Source organism: Kitasatospora sp. NBC_00039 (assembly GCF_045160625.1).
Taxonomy (GTDB): domain Bacteria; phylum Actinomycetota; class Actinomycetes; order Streptomycetales; family Streptomycetaceae; genus Kitasatospora.
On the sequence record NZ_CP108289.1, the window covers coordinates 1,678,859 to 1,695,420 of the forward strand.

The following is a 16,562-nucleotide window of genomic DNA, read 5'->3' on the forward strand; positions in this document are numbered from 1 at the left end:
CGGACGGCGTCACCTGACAACCTGTCACGCGATCGGGGCCTCCGCGGGGCGCTTGAACATCCGGGTGGCGGTGATCTCGCCGTGGATGGCCGGGCCGTCCGGGTCCGGCGCGGCCGGCAGGCCCGGGCGCAGGTGCTCCTCCACGGAGATGTACTTGAGCCCGGCCCGCAGGTCCGCGTCGTTGCGCAACCGGATGACCAGCGGGAACTCGGCCAGCGCGGTGGTGTCGAAGAGGCCGGTGGTGTAGATCAGCTGGACACCGAGGGCGTCGGCCACGGCCCGCTGGAGCTCCAGCAGGTAGGTGGCGTTGGCGCGGCCGATCGGATTGTCCAGGAAGAGCGTGCCGGCGTGCCGCAGCTGGGACTGGCCGCGGTCGTTGGCGCGCAGCGCGGCCATCGTGCAGTAGAGCGCGATGGCGGCGGTGAGCAGCTGGCCGCCGGAGAAGACGTCGGACATCTGGCCGACGCCGACCCGCTCGGCGCGCAGCACGGCGTCCGGCTTGAGGATCTCGACGGAGACGCCGCGCGGGCCGATCGCGGCGGCGACGCCGCGCAGCAGCAGGGACATGCCGTCGCGGCGCAGGTCGCTGTTCTTCTTGACGGCGGCGCGGGTGGCCTCGTCGATGACCTCTCCGAGGCGTTCGACCAGGGTGGCGTGGTCCGGGTCCTCGAAGCGGATCCGGAGGAACTCCTGGCCGGACCACTCCCCCAGGCCCTCGGGCAGGCGGGAGAGCCGCTGGGCGGCGCGCAGGGTGGTGAGCGAGGACTCCACCAGGCCGCGCAGGCGGTCGACGATCGAGCCGCGGTTGCGCTCCAGCTGGGCGAGTTCGTCGGTGAGCACGCGCAGCCGGGGGGCGAAAGCGGTGGCCCAGGCGGCGGCGTGGTCGGGCAGGGCCGAGGCGGGCAGTTCGCGGATCTGCTGGCGGGCGGGGGTGCGGACGGCCTCGTAGCGGACGGCGTTGGCGTGCCGGACGAGCGCGTCGGAGGCGTCGCGGACGGCGAGTTCGGCGGAGGAGAGCTCGCCGGCGGCGGTGCGCAGGGCTCGGCGGGCCTCGGCGGCGGCGGTGCGGGCGTCGGCGAGTGCGCCGAGGTAGGGCTCGGCCGGCCGGCCGTCGTCGTCCTGGTGCTCGCGCAGGCCGTCGCGGAGCTGGCCGGCGTGCTCGTCGAAGTCGGCGGCGGCGGCCTGGGCGGCGTCGAAGGTGCGCTGCAGGTCGGCGTGCGCGGTGCGGGCGGTCTCGACCGTCTCGCGGCGCTCGGCGAGCCGGCTGGTGGCGGTGCGCAGCAGGACCTGGGCGTGCTCGGGGTCGGCGGGGACGAGGTCCTCGGGCAGCTCGGTGTGGGCCTCGCCGTCGGCGGGGGCGGAGCGCTCGGCCTCGCCGCGCAGCCGGCCGAGCTGCTCGCTGGCAGCGGCGGAGCGGGCCTCGATGGTGGCGACCAGCTCCTCGGCGCGGGCGGCGGCGGCCTGGCGGGCGGGGCCGTCGGCGCCGTCGGGGCTGCCGAGCAGCTCCTCGGCGCGGGTGCGGACCTTGTTGGTGAGGCGGTCGAGTTCGGTCGCGGCGGCGGCCTCGTCGCCCTCGGCACGGGCCTGTTCGGCACGCAGGTCGGCGCCGACGCCGACCTTCTCGTAGAGCTGGGAGGCGGCGCGGTAGGCCTCGCGCAGGGCGGGCAGGGCGGCGGGGGTGCCGGTGTCGGGCTCGTCGTCCTGCTCGGCGGCGGGGATCTCGGCGCGTTCGGCGCGCAGGGTCCGTGCGGTGCGGCGGGCGTCGTCGGCGGCGCGCTGGGCGGCCCGGCGGTCCTCGTCGCAGGTGCGGGCGCGCTCGGCGCACTGGGCCTGGCGGCGGTCGCACTCGGTGGCGTCCTCGGCGAGTTCGCGCAGGGAGCGCGTCCAGCCGGCGCGTTCGCGCAGCCGGAAGGCGAGGCCGGAGAGGGCGTCGGCGCGGCGGCGGGCGCGCTGGGCGGCCTCGCGGTGCTCCTCGTGGGCGAAGGCGGCTGCGGCGTGGTCGGTCTCGGCCTCGTCGTGGTCGGCGCGCAGGGTGCCGAGGGCGGCGGCGGCCTGCTCGGCGTGCTCGCGGGCGGCCTCGGCGGTGGCGGCGAGCTCGGCAAGGGTGCCGGGCGGGCAGCTGGCGTGCCAGGAGGCGAGGCGGGCGGCGAGGGCGCGGTCGCCGCCGAGCCGGGCGGCGAGTTCGCGGATGTGCTCCTCGCGGGCGGTGGCGCGGGTGCGCAGTTCGCGGCGCTCGTCGTCGGCGGCGGACTCGTCGTGCATGGCCGGGTTCGGCGGCACGAGAAAGAACGCGGGTTCGTCGGTGATCGGGGCGATCAGCGAGGCGGCGGCGCCGACGGCCACGGTGGAGCGCGGCAGCAGGGCGGCGGCCTGGAGCGCCTCACGGGCCCGCTCCAGCGAGTCGGTGTCGGTGATGACCACGCCATCGACCAGTTCGGGCCGGGCGGCGAGGATCGCCTCGTGGTCCGCCGGGTCGACGGACTGGGCGAGGTAGCGCCAGCCGGGCAGGGCGGGGATGCCGTGCTCGGCAAGGTACTCGACGGTGGCGAGGACGTCCGGGCCGGGCGGCAGCAGGCCGCCGTCGCCGAGCGCGGCGAGGATGCGGGAGTCGTCGGCGGCGGCGGTGCGCAGGTCGAACAGGGTGCGTTCGGCGGTGGCGATGGCCTCGTCGAGCTGCTCGCGCAGCGCCTCGGCGGAGCGGTCCAGCACGGCCGGGGTGAGGAAGCCGGCCTCCTCCTCCGCGCCGTCCTGGTAGGGGGTCAGGGAGAGCAGGTCGGCGAGGCGCGGCTCGGTGGCGAGCAGGGCGGCGGTGCGCTGCTCGGTGGCGAGGGCCTGGGCGGCGGCCTTGCGGGCGTCGCCGGCGCGTTCGGCGGCGAGTTCGGCGCGGCCGGTGGCGGCGGCGGCCTCCCGCAGCCGGGCGGCGGCGGACTCGGCGGCCGTGCGGGCCTGGGCGAGCGCGGCGCCGGCGGCCTTCTCCACGTCGGCGGCGTGCAGGGCCGCGCGGGCCGGGTCGACGTCGCCGTCGGCGTCGATGAAGCCGGCCTCGACGGCGGCGGCGGTCTCCTGCTCGACCTCGGCGAGGCGCTGGCGCAGGTGGTCGGCCTCGCTGCGGGCCTTCTGGGCGGCGGTGGCGGCCTCGGTGGCGTCGCTCTGGGCCTTGGAGCCGTCGGCCTGCAGCTCGCCCGCCCGCTGCTCCTCGGTGTCGGCGCGGTCCTCGGCGGCCGCGGCGGCGGCTTCGAGGGCGCGGGCCAGGGCGGTGGCGGCGCGGGCGCGGGCGGCCAGCGCGGGGGCGGCGTCCAGCTCGGCCTCGCGGATGGCGGCGGCGACCCGGGCCACCCGGTCGGCGGCGGCGCGCTGGCGCAGCACGGCCTCGGCGGCCTGCCAGGCGGCGTGCAGGGTGCGGGCCTCGGTCAGCTCGCGGCGCAGCGCGGCGGCCTCCGTGGTGGCGGCGGCCAGGCCCAGGGTGGCGTGCCGGTGGGTGAGTTCGGCGGTGATCAGGGTGTGCCGGGTGCGGTCGGCCTCGGCGGCGGTGACCGCGCTCGCCGCGGCGGCGACCTCGATGGCGAGGTCCTGGGCGCGGTCGCGTTCGGCGGCGGCCCGGGAGGTGAGGGCGTGGGCGAGTCGGCGGGTGCGGCGCTCGGCGGTGCGGTGGGCCTCGCGGACGGTCTCGCGGGCGGTGGTGGCCTCGGCGATCCGCTCCAGCAGGTCGAGCGAGCCGGCGGTGAAGTCGCGTTCGGCGGTGAGTTCGGCGCGGCGGCCGAGCTTGGCGGCGAAGCCGTGCACGAGGTCGGCGAGGCCGTCGGTGTCGCGGGTGTCGGTGACGGCGCGCAGCAGCAGGTCGGTGAAGTCGCTGTCGTGCTTGACCGCGAAGAGGCCCGCCGCCTCGCCCTCGTCGGCGTTCATCTCGCGCTGGTAGCGGAAGAGTTCGGGGTCGAGGCCGAGGTCGCCGAGGTGCTCCGTCCAGCGGTCGTGGCCGTCCTCGAAGACCAGGTCGAGGTGCGGGTGGGCCTTGCCGGCCTCGGTGAGGGCGTCGCGGAAGCCCTTCATGGTGCGGCGGCGGCCGCGGGCCTTCTGGTCGCCGGCCAGGCTGACCCGCTCGGCGACGGGCAGCGAGTCCAGGGTGAGGCCGGGGCCGGGTCGGAAGGAGTACCAGGTCTCGGCGAACTTGCGCGGGTCGGAGGAGACCTGGCGGCCGCGCCACTCGCTGACCTTGCCGACCACGATCAGCTCGCCGGTGACGGTGTGCTGCCACTCCAGGGCGACGTGGCCGCAGTCGTCGGCGAGCAGGAACTTGCGCAGCACGCCGGAGCTGGCGCCGCCGAGGGTGTTGCGGTGGCCGGGGAGCATCACCGAGAAGATCAGCTTGAGCAGGACGGACTTGCCGCCGCCGTTCTCCAGGAACAGCACGCCGGCCGGGGCGGGCCGGCGCACCGGGCCCTCGGCCTCCTCGCCGAAGAGGCCGATCTGCTGCGGGGCCGGGTCGGCGACGGGCTCGCCGACGCCGCGCAGGTCGAGCACCGTGTCGGCGTACCGGGCGCCGGCCGGCCCGATCGAGTAGAGGCGGACCCGGTTGAGCTCGTACATGTGCGGCGGTTCTCCAGATGGGCGGTGCGGGAGGAGACGGGCGGTGCGGGGAGGTTCGGTCAGAGGGAGTGGAACGGCAGGCCCGCGTCGGCGACCAGCTCGTCGGCGGTGTCCGGCGGGAGCAGGCTGGCGGTGCCGTCGGAGACGGGGACGACGCCGAGGTCGAGCAGCTCGGCCATGGCGGCGCTGCCGGCCAGGTCGCGCACCTGGAGCTGGTAGCGGGCGGTGGTGCGGTAGGTGCCGCCGGCGTCGTCCGAGGTCTTCTGCAGGAAGCCCGAGTCGACCAGGAACATCACGGCCTTGGCGACGATGCCGATGGTCGAGCCGGAGAGCCGGCGGGCGTCCTTGGTGGCGCCGGTGGCGGTGCGCCGGGCCCAGACCCGCCAGGCGGCCTCCAGGCCGGGGGCGTCGCTCTGCGGGTCGGTGTTGGCGCCGTCGGCCTCGGCCTGCTCCTCCAGCCGGCGGCAGGCCTGGCGGACGAAGGAGTCGACGCCGTTGACCGTGATCCGGCCGAGGTAGCCGTCGTCAGCGAGGTCCTCGGGGCGGGGGAAGGCCATCGCGGCGACGGCCAGGTGGGCCAGACCGTGCAGGAAGCGGTCGGTGGACTCGGAGGCGGCGCGGCGCGAGTAGTCGCCCATCCGGACGGCGAAGACGGAGTCCTCGGCGGCGGCCACGGCCATGCCGGCGCGCGGCGAGACCTCCAGCACGACCAGGCCCATGCCGGTGGCGACCGCGTCGGCGAGGCGGGCGAACGGCGGGTCCTCGCGGTGGCGGCGGACCAGCTCGGCGTACTCGGCGTCACGGGCGGGGAGCAGCTTGGCCTGGAGACCGAAGGAGACCAGCCGGGCCGCGTCGGCGACATCGGCCGGGGTGATCGCGGCGGGGGCGGCCGGCTCGGTCTCGGGCACCCAGGACGTGTCGTGGTGGGTCGTCACGGGCGGTGCTCCTCGGGGGTGTTGCCACCGGTGCGGGTGGTCTGCGTGGTCTGCGTGGTCCGGGCGGTTCGAGCGGTCCGGGCGGTCCGGATGGCCCGGATGGCCTGTACGGTCCCGACGGTCTGGCGGTGCGTCAACTGGCGTCCTTGCGGTCGGCCGCCATGCCGGCCGCGTCCAGCAGGGCGCTGCCGACGATGAGGTCGGCGCCGCCGAACTCCGGGTCGTGCAGCCGGGTGCCGTCGTCGACCGCGAAGAGCAGCCGCTCCTCGCCCTGCCGGTAGGCGGTGCCGACCGGCGGGCTGGCCGCGTGGACGGCCAGCAGGGCGACCAGGTACGGAAGCTCAGGGTCCTGCTTGCGGGCGTCGGCGAGCAGGCCGGACAGCCGGCGGGGGGCGTCGGCGGGCAGGTCGAGCAGCTCCAGCGCGGACTCCAGCTGCGCCTCGGAGAACCGGCTGTCATCGGGGGTGGCGACGAGGTCCGGGTCGGGCAGCTCGGCGCCCAGGTGCTCGCGCTCGACCGGCGGGGTGAGCAGCAGGTCCACCAGGTCGGCGACGCGGACCGAGACGGGCGTGCGCAGGCCGGTGCCGCGGGCGAAGAAGGCGCCGGTGGGCCGGACGGCCTGCTCCACCGGCAGCCGCAGCACGGGCGCGAGCAGCTGCCCGTAGAGGTCGATGCCGCTGCGGGCGCCGGGCGTGGCGAAGGCCTGGCGGTCCTGCTCGGCGCGGAACAGCGGGCCGGCCTCCAGCAGACGGGTCTGCAGTTTCGTGTGGCGGCGGATGCAGTCCTTGACGATGTCGAGCAGCTCGGCGGCGCGGCGCTTGTGCTCCGCCCCCTCGGGAGTGTGGGGCTCGGCCTCGTCCCGGGCCTTGCGGATGTTGGTGAGAATCGCGTTCTCGTGCCGGTAGCGGTCGGCGATGTGGTCGAGCGCCTCGTCGATGAGGTCGGGGATGGCCTGCATCCAGTCGACGGCACGCACGTTGCGCCGGGTGGCGTCGAGGGCGCGGCGAAGCGTCTCGGCGTACTGGACGGTCCGGTAGCGGGCCTGCTCGGCGGCGAGCTGGGCGTCCGCCAGGCGGCCCCGGCGGATCAGCACCTCCAGCTTGACCTCGGCGGCGATCTGGGCCGAGGTGACGTCGGTGTCGAGTGCGCCGACCAGGACGTTGACCGCCTCGTCGGTGGTGCGCAGGTAGACGCCGCCGTCGGGGCCGGGCACCTCCTCGATCAGCTTGAAGTCGTAGTCGCGGCGGACGTACGAGCCGTCCGCTCCGAAGGTGCCGTACACGGCGCGGAAGCCGCGGTCGACGCTGCCGACGTTGATCAGCGACTCCAGCACCCAGCGGGCGACCCGCTCGTGCTCGGCGGTGGGCCGGCCGGTGGCCTGGGCGGCGACGCGGGGCAGCAGCCGGGCGAGCACTATGTCGCGGTCGGCCCCGGTGTCGAAGTCCATGTGCAGGGTGACCAGGTCGATCGCGGCGAGGCCGACCTCGGCCATCGCGTAGCCGCCGTACTCGCCGGCCAGCATCCCCTTGCGGTTGTCCAGGTCGTGGAGCGGGGCGGTGCAGGCCAGCGCCTTGAGCCGGCGGGCGAGGCCCTCGTCGGCTGCGGGGCCGGGCGCGGGCCGCACGGCGGCGGTGGCGGGCCCGGCGGGCGGCCGGAGCCCGTGCTCGGTGGGCGGGTCAGCGATGGCGGTCACGGTGGACAAGATTAGAGGCAGGCACCGACTTCGACCGAAACGGACCTTACGGGCGGGCCGGGGCCGGGCCGGGGCCGAGCCGAACGCGCGCCGCTAGAACTGGATTTCGAGAAAACGGCTTCGCGGCGCGCCCGGCCCGGCCATCATGCGTCCTATGATCACCAGACTGGTTCGAGGCGGCCTGGCCGCCGCACTGGCCGCGACCGCCCTCGCCGCGGGCGCCGCTGTCTCCGCCGCCGCGACCCCCGCCCGGACGGCGGTCACCGGCCCGAACGTCAGTGTCACCCAGGCCGGGAACTACCCGATCTTCCCGGTCGACAACACCAACTTCTCGGTGACCTGGAAGTCCTCCGGCACCACCGACCTCACCGGCGTCACCCACCTCACCGTCGAACTGCCGCCCGGTCTGACCACGAGCGGCGCGACGATCACCTCGTTCCAGGACTACACCTTCACCGAGACGATCTCGCCCGACGCCCGCCGCCTGGACGCCTACTTCACCGGCAACCGGGCTCCGGGGCGCAGCGAGTTCATGAAGGTCTTCGTGCAGTCCCACGGCACCAGGCCCGCCGGGACGATCAAGGTGACGGCCGCCAACCGGAACGACGCGGACCCGTCCGACAACGTCTCGACCTATGTGCTCGGCAGCGGCCCGCAGGCCCCGGCCACCCAGGCGGCGCCCGCGGTGACCGGTATCGACACCTCGTCCGGCGCGGGCACGGGCGGCACCGCCGTCACGCTGACCGGCACCGACCTCGACAACGGCTTCGTGCTGTTCGGCGACTCGGTCGCGGCCGGCGGCTGCACCAGCACCACCTGCACCGTGACCACCCCCGGCGGCGCGGGCAGCACGCCGGTCACCGTGGTCACCCCGGGGGGTTCCGCGGCCGCCCCCACCCCGTTCGACTACACCGGCGCGGCTCCCCCGGCGCCGCCCGCCCCGGCGGTCACCGGCCTGACCACCGGCTCCGGCCCGGCCACCGGCGGCACCCAGATCTACGTCCAGGGCAGCAACCTGGCCCAGGGCACCGTGCGCTTCGGCGGTGTCCCGGCCACCCGTTACTCCTGCGGCGTGTCGCTCTGCTCGGCGACCGCCCCGGCGGGGGCGGGCGTGGTCGACGTCACCGTGACCACGGCCGGCGGGACGAGCGCGATCGGCGCGGCGGACCGGTTCACGTACACCGCGTAGCGGGTTTCGCAGGCAGTGGCCGGGCGCGGGGTTCGCGTCCGGCCACCGGCGTTTCCGGGCGGACCACGGGCGGGTGCCGGGTGTGCCCCGGGGCGGACCACGGGCTCGACCCAGGCGCACCCGCAGCCGAAAGTTGAACGCGTTCAATTCGTGGGTCTAGAGTCGTGCTGCGCAGGTGGGACAAGGCCCCACCTGTCCTTCGGCATGGAGGTTGGCACGATGGGCACTGATTCCGAGGCGATCCTGCGGCGGGTACGCCGGTGGCTGTGGACCTTCGTGGTCTGCCTGGTGCTGAGCGGCCTGACCGCCTTCCCGCTGGAGACCGAGACCAGGTGGCTGGCCGGATTCGCCACCGGCCCGGCCGCCCCCGTCACCGACCACCTGCCGGCCCTGGTCGAGTGGCTCGAACGGGTCCGCGACGGCCTCGCCGAGACCAACGCCCGCTACGCCTTCCTCGCCTACGGCACCGACTGGCTCGCCTTCGCACACCTGGTGATCGCCGCCGCCTTCCGGGGGCCGCTCAAGGACCCGGTCCGCAACATCTGGGTGATCCGCTGGGCCGTCCTCGCCTGTGCGGGCATCATCCCGTTGGCCCTGATCTGCGGTCCGCTCCGGGGCATCCCGCTGTACTGGCGATTCATCGACATGTCGTTCGGCGTCGTCGGCGTCGTCCCGCTGCTGATCGTGCTGCGCGCACTGCGGCCTCTGGAACGGGCCGCCGACGCCGTTGCCCGCGGCACCGCCGCCACCGGGTGATCCGTCCGGGGGAACGCCCGGGCAGCGGGCCGCCGGTGGGCGGGCCGCTGCCCGGGTGGACGGCACCGGGCTTCACACGCAGGCCCTACCATCTGGCTCAACAGCTGTGGGAGGCGGACGGGCGTGACCGATGCGGTGATCGATCTCAATGCGGACCTCGGTGAGGGGTTCGGGCGGTGGACGCTGACCGACGACGAGGCACTGCTCTCCGTGGTGACCAGCGCCAACGTCGCCTGCGGCTTCCACGCCGGGGATCCGTCGACCATGCGCCGGGTCTGCGCGCTGGCCGCCGAGCGCGGCGTCCGGATCGGTGCCCAGGTCTCCTACCGCGACCTCGCCGGCTTCGGCCGGCGCGCGATGGATGTCCCGCCGGAAGAGCTGGCCGACGAGATCGCCTACCAGATCGGCGCCCTCCAGGTCTTCGCCCGCGCGGCCGGCTCCCGGGTCTCGTACGTCAAACCGCACGGCGCCCTCTACAACCGGGTGGTGGGCGACTCCGAGCAGGCCGAGGCGGTGGTCGCGGGCGTCCTGCGGGCCGGGGCGGTCTGCGACGGCCCGCTGCCCGTGCTCGGCCTGCCGGGCTCCCGCTTCCTGGCGGTCGCCGAGGGCGTCGGGCTCCCGGTGGTCACCGAGGCGTTCGCCGACCGCGCGTACACCTGGGCCGGCACCCTGGTACCGCGCCGCGAGCCGGACGCCGTGGTGCACGACCCCGAGACGGTGATCACCCGCGCGGTCGGCATCGCCCGGGACGGCACGGTGGAGGCCGTCGGCGGCGAGCCGATCGCGGTCGAGGCGCGGTCGCTCTGCGTCCACGGCGACACGCCCGGCGCCGCCCAGCTCGCCTGGCGCATCCGGGGCGCGCTCGCCTCGGCGGGCGTGCGGGTGGAGGCCTTCGCGTGACGGCGGCGGGGGGCGGCGAGGGCCGGGGGGACGGTGCGGGCCCAACGGGTCCGGGTGTCGGGGCGGCGGGCTCGGGCGCCGGGGCGGTCGGTCCGGGCGCCGAGGGCTCAGGCGTCATGGCGGCGGGGGGCCGCGAGCCGGAGCTCCGGCCGGCCGGGGAGCACGCGCTGCTGGTCGAGGTCGCCGGGACGGCCGAGGTGGGCGCCCTGTACGCCTGGCTGCGCGAGCGGCAGGCCGCAGGCGAGCTGCCCGCCGTCGAGGAGATCGTCCCCGCCGCCCGGACCGTCCTGCTGGACGGCGTCACCGACATCCCCGCACTCACCGCCCTGCTGCGGCCGGCCCGCCCGACGGCGGCGGACGCCACGCCCGGCCCGCTGCTGGAGGTGCCGACCGTGTACGACGGCGCCGACCTCGCCGAGGTGGCCGCGCTCTGGGGGGTCTCCCCCGAGGCGGCCGTACGGATCCACACCGAGCCCGAGTACGTGGTCGCCTTCTGCGGCTTCGCCCCCGGCTTCGGCTACCTCACCGGCCTGCCGGAGCAGTACGCGGTGCCTCGGCGTGCCACCCCGCGCAGCGCCGTCCCGGCCGGCTCGGTCGCCCTGGCGGGCCCCTACACCGGCGTCTACCCGCGCTCCTCCCCCGGTGGCTGGCAGCTCCTCGGCCGCACCGGCCTGCCGCTCTGGGACGCCGCCCGCGAACCGGCCGCGCTGCTCGCACCGGGTGTGCGGGTCCGGTTCACGGCGGCACGGTCCACGGCGGACGGGGCCGCGGCGAACGGAGGCACGGAGGACGGGGCGGCGGCGACGCGGGGTGACCGTGGCTGAGCGGGAGCCCGGGGCCGAGCTGGAGGTCGTCCGGCCCGGCCCGCTGACCACCGTGCAGGACCTCGGGCGCCGGGGTGTCGCCCACCTCGGTGTGCCCCGGGCGGGTGCGCTGGACGAGCCGGCGCTGCGTGCGGCCAACCGGCTGGTCGGCAACGAGCCCGGCGCGGCCGCCCTGGAGACCACCCTCGGCGGGGTCGCGCTGCGCGCGGACCGGCCGGTGGTCGTGGCCGTCACCGGTGCGCCCTCCCCGGTCCGGGTGGACGGGCGGCCCGCCGCGTGGGGCGCGCCCGTCGCCGTGCCGGCCGGCGGGCTGATCGAGGTCGGTGCCGCCACCCACGGCGTGCGCGGCTACCTGGCGGTGGCGGGCGGGCTCGCCGTCCCGCCCGTGCTCGGCAGTCGCTCGGCCGATCTGCTCTCCGGCCTCGGCCCGGCCCCGCTGGCCGCCGGCGACCGGCTGCCGGTCGGGCCGCCCCCGCCGTACCGGCCTGCCCCCGGCCTCGTGCCGCTGCCCGCGCCCCCGGCCGAACTGGTGCTGCGGCTGCGGCTCGGGCCGCGCGCCGACTGGTTCGAACCGCAGTCGGTGGCCTGGCTGGCCCGCGAGCGCTACCGGGTGGCCCCGGCCAGCAACCGGATCGCCCTGCGGACGGCGGGCCCGTCGGTCAGCCGGGCGCACGGCGGCGAACTGCCGAGCGAGGGCATGGTGCTGGGCGCCGTCCAGATCCCCCCGGACGGGCTGCCTGTGGTCTTCCTCGCCGACCACCCCACCACCGGCGGCTATCCCGTCCTCGGCGTCGTCCCGCGCGCCGACCTCGCGGCAGCCGCCCAGGCCCGCCCGGGGACGCCGGTCAGGTTCGTGCTGCTGCGGGGGCGGTAGGGCGTTCCCCCGGCAGCATGGTGAGCCGCGCGAGGAAGGGCCCGGCGCTGCGCGCACCCGTGGCCGGCGACGACCCGTCAGGGCGACGCGGTCGGGGTGGAGCAGTCGGGCGTAGCAGTCCGGGTCGGGCGCAGCAGTCGGGGCGCAGCAGTCAGCGGGACCGCCCCACCAGGGCCTCCGGGCGCAGCGACCACCTCTCCAACAGCTCGGCGGCGAGCGCGGGGAGACAGGCGGCCCAGTCGCGGCCCCGGTCGCCGAGGCACTCGGCGAGGGAGGCGGTCAGCGCGTCCGGGACGCGGACCGGTGGTTCGAAGGTGGCCGGCATGGCGGGCGGCTCCTGGGGCGGCGGGGCGGACGGGGCAGGCGCGTGTCGTACGGGCGGACGCCTGTCAGGCCAGTGTGCGGCGCACCGCGCCGAGGTGGCACGTCGTGCCGCTGAGGCAGGGCAGGCCACCATGACACGACCTGCCTCATCAGCGTGTCATGCCACCACGGCGCGACGTGCCAGGGCCACGGCGGCGGCGTCGGCGAAGCCCTCCGGATTGTCGAGCATGATGTTGTGCCCGCAGTCCGGAACGGCCACCACCTCCACGCCCGCCTCGCGCAGCCGGTCCGCGCCCTCCGGTGCACCGTCGGCCTGCGGGTGGAGGAAGGTGCGCGGGACGTCCAGGTCGAGCAAGAGCTCCCGCATGGTCGGAACGGTGCCTCGGGCGAGGTTCACGGCACTGCGGTGGAGGGCCTCGGGGCCGGCCAGCCGCATGGTGGACCACCAGAGCGGGCCGACCCACCGGCCGACCTCCTCCCGGCCGCCGGCCAGGAACTCCTCCTCGGTGAACGTGGCGATCCCACTGCTGCCCGGGCGGCGGGTGGGCGTGATCGGGTCGAGGTTGGAGTCGACCAGGAGGAGGTTGGCCACCAGCCGTGGATGCCGGTGGGCGAGCACGATCGCCACCGCGCCGCCCATGCTGTGCCCGACCACCTCGACCTCGGCCAGCCCGGCCGCGTCCAGCGCCGCCGCCACCGCGTCGGCGTGAGCCTCCAGCGTGTAGGAGAAATCGGCGGGCCGGTCGCTGATGCCGAAGCCCAGCAGGTCGAGCAGGAGCGAGCGGCGCCCGGCGATCAGCGGGTGGGCCGCAGCTGCGGCGAAGTAGACGGGCGAGCTGGCGCCGAGACCATGCAGGTAGAGCCGGGCCGGTTCGGCGCCCGGCAGCTCCACCCAGCGGATCCGGTCGCCGTTCGGGGTGACGGTTGCGTGATGCACGGTCGTTCTCCTCCTCGGGTCGGGGTATCGCAACGTTCGCTGTCCAGCCACAGGAACCATACCTCGCGATCGAGGTATAGCGGTAGCGATATAGCGAACGGGCGCCGGCCGACGACCGCCCGGACCCGGAAACGACTCTCCGGACGCCCGGGCCGACGCCGTGAACCCGGGAACGACCCCCTGAACCCGACAACGACCCTCCGAGCCCGGGAACGACCCTCTGAGAGAGTGGTCCCATGCTGAAGCTCGCGATCCTCGGGTTCCTCCACGACCGGCCCCTGCACGGCTACGAGCTGCGCCACCACCTCGCAGCGCTCACCGGGCACGTCCGGCCTATCAGTGACGGCACGCTCTACCCGGCGATCAAGCGACTGGAGTCCGGGGGCCTGCTGGTGCGCGAGACCGAGCCGGGGACGGCGGCCGCCCCGCGCCACACCCTCCACCTCACCGAGGCCGGGCGGACCGCACTGCTCGACCGGCTGCGCACTCCGGACGAGCTGGACATCAGCGACGAGAACCGCTGGTTCACCGTGCTGGCCTTCCTCCGCCACCTCGACGGCGAGCCGGCCGCCCAGGCCGCCGTACTCCGCCGCCGCCTGGCCTTCCTGAGCGAGCCGGCCAGCTTCTTCTACGACGGGGCACACCCGGTGGGCGCCGAGGAGGCGACGGACCCGTTCCGCCGCGGGATGCTGCTGATCGCCCGCGCCACCACCGAGGCCGAGCTGACCTGGCTGCACGACACCCTCGTGGAGCTGGAGCGCAACGGGCAGCAGCCCGGACGCACCGGGCAGTAGCCCCCGACGCACCGCGAAAACGCCGCGGCCCGCACCGACCGTCGAGCGGGTCGGTGCGGGCCGCAGGCGAGTCCCCGGCGCCTTCGGGACGGGCGCTCAGTGCTGGTGGTGGGCGTGGACGACCGCATGGCCGCGGCCTCGCCCGATCATCCACTTGTTGACCGGCACGGTCAGGGCGAAGGCGAGGGCGAGCGAGCCCGCCAGCGCGATCCAGAACAGGAGGTCGCCGAGGCCCGCGTCCATCGCCCCCGGGACGGTGACCATCACGGTGTTGTCGATCAGCTCCATGACCAGGATCGACACGGTGTCGGCCGCCAGCGCCACCTTCACCGCGGCCCGGACGTCCAGGCCCGCCTTGAGCACGCCGCGCATGGTGAGGGCGTAGCCGAAGGCGAAGGCCAGCAGCACCGAGAGCACCACGGTCGCGCCGTTGTGCAGGCCGAAGGCGGTGCCGAGCACCATGCCGAGGATCTCGCCGATGGCGCAGCCGGTGAGGCAGTGCAGGGTCGCCTGCGCGGCGGTCCGCCAGCTCGCCCCGCCACCGTGCCCGGCGCCGTGACCCGCGCGACCGGCGTGGCCCACGTGACCGGCGTGACCGGCGTGCAGGTCGCGCCTCTCGTGCCCGGCCGGGTGGCCGTGCTGCTCGTGGTACCCGTGTCCGGCGTGCTGCTCGTGCTGTGCGGGGTGTGCCATGTCGTCCTCCGCTTGCCCTGGCGCTTCGTTCCTCGCTCCGTCGGTGATGAACATATACCCCCTGGGGGTATGCCGCAAACCATCTCTCCGACGCCCTCTTCCCCACCCCCGCGGGCCCGTGTTCCGATGGGACGATGACCGATGAGCGACGCAGGGGCTACGACGGCACGGGACCGGGCGCGATCACACCGGACGGCTGCGCCGTCGAGCTGTACACACGGCTGCCGGTGCACGGCGAGCCGGAGGTGATCGAACAGGCGGTACCGGCCGGCGCGCGCATCCTCGAACTGGGCTGCGGCGTGGGCCGGGTGACGCACCCGCTGCTCGAACGGGGCTTCACGGTGACGGCCGTGGACGAGTCCGCCGAGATGCTGGCCCGGGTGCGCGGGGCCCGGACGGTCCGCAGCCCGATCGAAGGGCTGGACCTCGGCGAGCATTTCGACGTCGTCATGCTGGCCTCCTTCCTGGTGCACGCGGGCGACCCGGAGGTCCGGCGCCGGCTGCTCGCCACCTGCCGGCGGCACGTAGCCGCGGACGGCTGCATCCTGATCCAGCGGGAGGGCGAGGACTGGCACCGCGACGTGCCGCGCGAACGCCCGCTGGGCCGGGACGGGCTGGTCCGGATCGCCTCGTCCACGCCGGTCGGCGAGGGGGCGAACTCGGTGGTCGCCGAGTACGAGTTCCCGGACGCGCGCTGGACCCAGACCTTCCTCTCCCGCCCCCTCGGCACCGCCGAGTTCGAGCAGGCGCTGGCCGACGCCGGCCTGACCGTGGACCGCTACCTGACCGACGACCGGACCTGGGTCAGGGCACGGCCGGACACCGCCTGAACAGGGCTCGAACACCGGCCGCGCCGGTGGAGCGGGACCGGGGCAGGGGTGAACGGAAACCCGTCACCTTCACCGCGTACCATCAGGCGCGCGCCGGGCCCTCGCGCGCCCCGAGCGTCGGGCGGGACCGGCCGTTCGCATGCCGCCGGCATGTGCCCCGGGCATGCTGTCGGGCATGCTCCCGCACCGACGACCAACAAGGACCGCTGATGCGCATCGAGCGACGGATACCCCGGGCGGGTGTCCGGTGATCGAATGGTTCCACGGAGCCGTCCTCGGCCTGATCCAAGGGCTCACCGAGTTCCTGCCGATCTCCTCCAGCGCTCACCTGCGGGTCTTCTCGGCCCTGCTGGGCTGGGACGACCCGGGCGCGGCGTTCACCGCCGTGACCCAGCTCGGCACCGAGTCCGCCGTGCTGATCTACTTCCGGCGCGACATCGCCTCGATCGTGAAGACCTGGACGCTCTCGCTGTTCCGGCCCGCGCTGCGCTCGCACCAGGACGCCCGGATGGGCTGGTTCGTGATCATCGGCACTCTGCCGATCGGCATCCTGGGCAAGCTGTTCCAGGACACCATCGAGACCAACCTCCGCGACCTGCGGATCATCGGCACCACGCTGATCGTCTTCGGCCTGATCCTGGCGGTGGCCGACCGCACCCGAGCGGTCCGGCACGCCAAGCCGATCACCGACCTGACCCTGCCGCACGCCGCCGTCTACGGCATGGCGCAGGCGCTGGCGCTCATCCCCGGCGTCTCGCGCTCGGGTGGCACCATCAGCGCTGGCCTGCTGCTCGGCTACAGCCGCGAGGCGGCCGCCCGGTACTCGTTCCTGCTGGCCATCCCGGCGGTGCTCGCCTCCGGCCTGCTGGAGCTGTTCAAGATCGGCGAGGGCCCGGCCCCGGCCTGGGGCCCGACCGTCCTGGCCACCCTGATCGCCTTCGTCGTCGGATACGCGGCGATCGCCTGGTTCCTGAAGTACATCTCGCACAACAGCTTCATGCCGTTCGTGGTGTACCGGGTGGCGCTCGGCATTCTGATCATCGCGCTGGTGAGCGTCGGCACCCTGGCGCCCGACGCCGGCGTCGTGAAGTAGGCGGCGTCCCAGAGGCATCCGGTCCAGAAGCAGCCGTTCCAGAAGCAGCTGGTCCAGAAGCAGCTGGTCCGGAGCAGCCGTTCCAGAAGCCTCCGGTCCGCGAAGCAGCGGATCCGAGAGCAGCGGCTGCGGAAGC

15 protein-coding genes are annotated in these 16,562 nt (G+C 75.4%); 8 read left to right on the top strand and 7 right to left on the bottom strand.

The features are described 5' to 3' along the window. Window positions 1-24: 24 nt before the first annotated feature. Genes OG286_RS07610 through OG286_RS07625 form a run of 4 tightly spaced genes read right to left on the bottom strand, consistent with a single transcriptional unit; the run spans window position 25 to window position 7,203 of the window. Window positions 25-4,584: a hypothetical protein gene (locus OG286_RS07610; protein ID WP_405364914.1), complete on the bottom strand. Its 4,560-nt coding sequence runs from the start codon at window positions 4,582-4,584 to the stop codon at window positions 25-27. Window positions 4,585-4,643: 59 nt separating this feature from the next. Continuing rightward, window positions 4,644-5,519: a hypothetical protein gene (locus OG286_RS07615; RefSeq protein ID WP_396324876.1), complete on the bottom strand. Its 876-nt coding sequence runs from the start codon at window positions 5,517-5,519 to the stop codon at window positions 4,644-4,646. Next, window positions 5,516-5,656, bottom strand: coding sequence for a hypothetical protein (locus tag OG286_RS07620; RefSeq protein ID WP_396324875.1), 141 nt, complete (start codon window positions 5,654-5,656; stop codon window positions 5,516-5,518). The genes OG286_RS07615 and OG286_RS07620 overlap by 4 nt, the downstream gene beginning before the upstream one ends. Continuing rightward, the gene (locus OG286_RS07625; RefSeq protein ID WP_396324898.1) at window positions 5,653-7,203 is read right to left on the bottom strand and encodes a hypothetical protein; all 1,551 of its coding nucleotides are present in this window, start codon (window positions 7,201-7,203) and stop codon (window positions 5,653-5,655) included. The genes OG286_RS07620 and OG286_RS07625 overlap by 4 nt, the downstream gene beginning before the upstream one ends. Window positions 7,204-7,366: 163 nt before the next feature. Here OG286_RS07625 and OG286_RS07630 point away from each other — a divergent pair, with 163 nt between their 5' ends. The 5 genes from OG286_RS07630 (at window position 7,367) to OG286_RS07650 (ending at window position 11,755) form a co-directional block, all read left to right on the top strand. Further along, the gene (locus OG286_RS07630) at window positions 7,367-8,401 is read left to right on the top strand and encodes an IPT/TIG domain-containing protein (protein ID WP_396324874.1); all 1,035 of its coding nucleotides are present in this window, start codon (window positions 7,367-7,369) and stop codon (window positions 8,399-8,401) included. A gap of 219 nt (window positions 8,402-8,620) precedes the next feature. After that, entirely contained in the window at window positions 8,621-9,157 is a 537-nt protein-coding gene (locus tag OG286_RS07635) for a hypothetical protein (RefSeq protein WP_396324873.1), read from the top strand. Window positions 9,158-9,280: 123 nt separating this feature from the next. Further along, window positions 9,281-10,057: a LamB/YcsF family protein gene (locus OG286_RS07640; protein WP_396324872.1), complete on the top strand. Its 777-nt coding sequence runs from the start codon at window positions 9,281-9,283 to the stop codon at window positions 10,055-10,057. Window positions 10,058-10,173: 116 nt separating this feature from the next. Beyond that, complete coding sequence (pxpB, locus tag OG286_RS07645; RefSeq protein ID WP_396324871.1) at window positions 10,174-10,881, top strand: 5-oxoprolinase subunit PxpB; 708 nt, start codon at window positions 10,174-10,176, stop codon at window positions 10,879-10,881. Then, window positions 10,874-11,755, top strand: a complete 882-nt coding sequence (locus OG286_RS07650) for a biotin-dependent carboxyltransferase family protein (RefSeq protein ID WP_396324870.1) — start codon at window positions 10,874-10,876, stop codon at window positions 11,753-11,755. Before pxpB ends, OG286_RS07650 begins: the two co-directional genes overlap by 8 nt. Window positions 11,756-11,906: 151 nt before the next feature. Here OG286_RS07650 and OG286_RS07655 read toward each other — a convergent pair whose 3' ends face one another. Next, window positions 11,907-12,080, bottom strand: a complete 174-nt coding sequence (locus OG286_RS07655) for a hypothetical protein (protein WP_396324869.1) — start codon at window positions 12,078-12,080, stop codon at window positions 11,907-11,909. Between the two features lie 156 nt (window positions 12,081-12,236). Further along, on the bottom strand, window positions 12,237-13,016 hold the full coding sequence (locus OG286_RS07660; protein ID WP_396324868.1) for an alpha/beta fold hydrolase: 780 nt from the start codon (window positions 13,014-13,016) through the stop codon (window positions 12,237-12,239). A 236-nt stretch (window positions 13,017-13,252) separates the two neighbouring features. On the opposite strand from OG286_RS07660, the gene OG286_RS07665 reads away from it, so the two are divergent. Beyond that, window positions 13,253-13,810, top strand: a complete 558-nt coding sequence (locus OG286_RS07665; protein WP_396324867.1) for a PadR family transcriptional regulator — start codon at window positions 13,253-13,255, stop codon at window positions 13,808-13,810. Between the two features lie 96 nt (window positions 13,811-13,906). Here OG286_RS07665 and OG286_RS07670 read toward each other — a convergent pair whose 3' ends face one another. Continuing rightward, complete coding sequence (locus tag OG286_RS07670) at window positions 13,907-14,503, bottom strand: DUF4396 domain-containing protein (protein ID WP_396324866.1); 597 nt, start codon at window positions 14,501-14,503, stop codon at window positions 13,907-13,909. 134 nt (window positions 14,504-14,637) lie between these two features. Here OG286_RS07670 and OG286_RS07675 point away from each other — a divergent pair, with 134 nt between their 5' ends. Beyond that, complete coding sequence (locus OG286_RS07675) at window positions 14,638-15,333, top strand: class I SAM-dependent methyltransferase (protein ID WP_396324865.1); 696 nt, start codon at window positions 14,638-14,640, stop codon at window positions 15,331-15,333. Window positions 15,334-15,583: 250 nt separating this feature from the next. Continuing rightward, on the top strand, window positions 15,584-16,426 hold the full coding sequence (locus OG286_RS07680; RefSeq protein ID WP_396324897.1) for an undecaprenyl-diphosphate phosphatase: 843 nt from the start codon (window positions 15,584-15,586) through the stop codon (window positions 16,424-16,426). The last annotated feature ends 136 nt before the right edge of the window (window positions 16,427-16,562 follow it).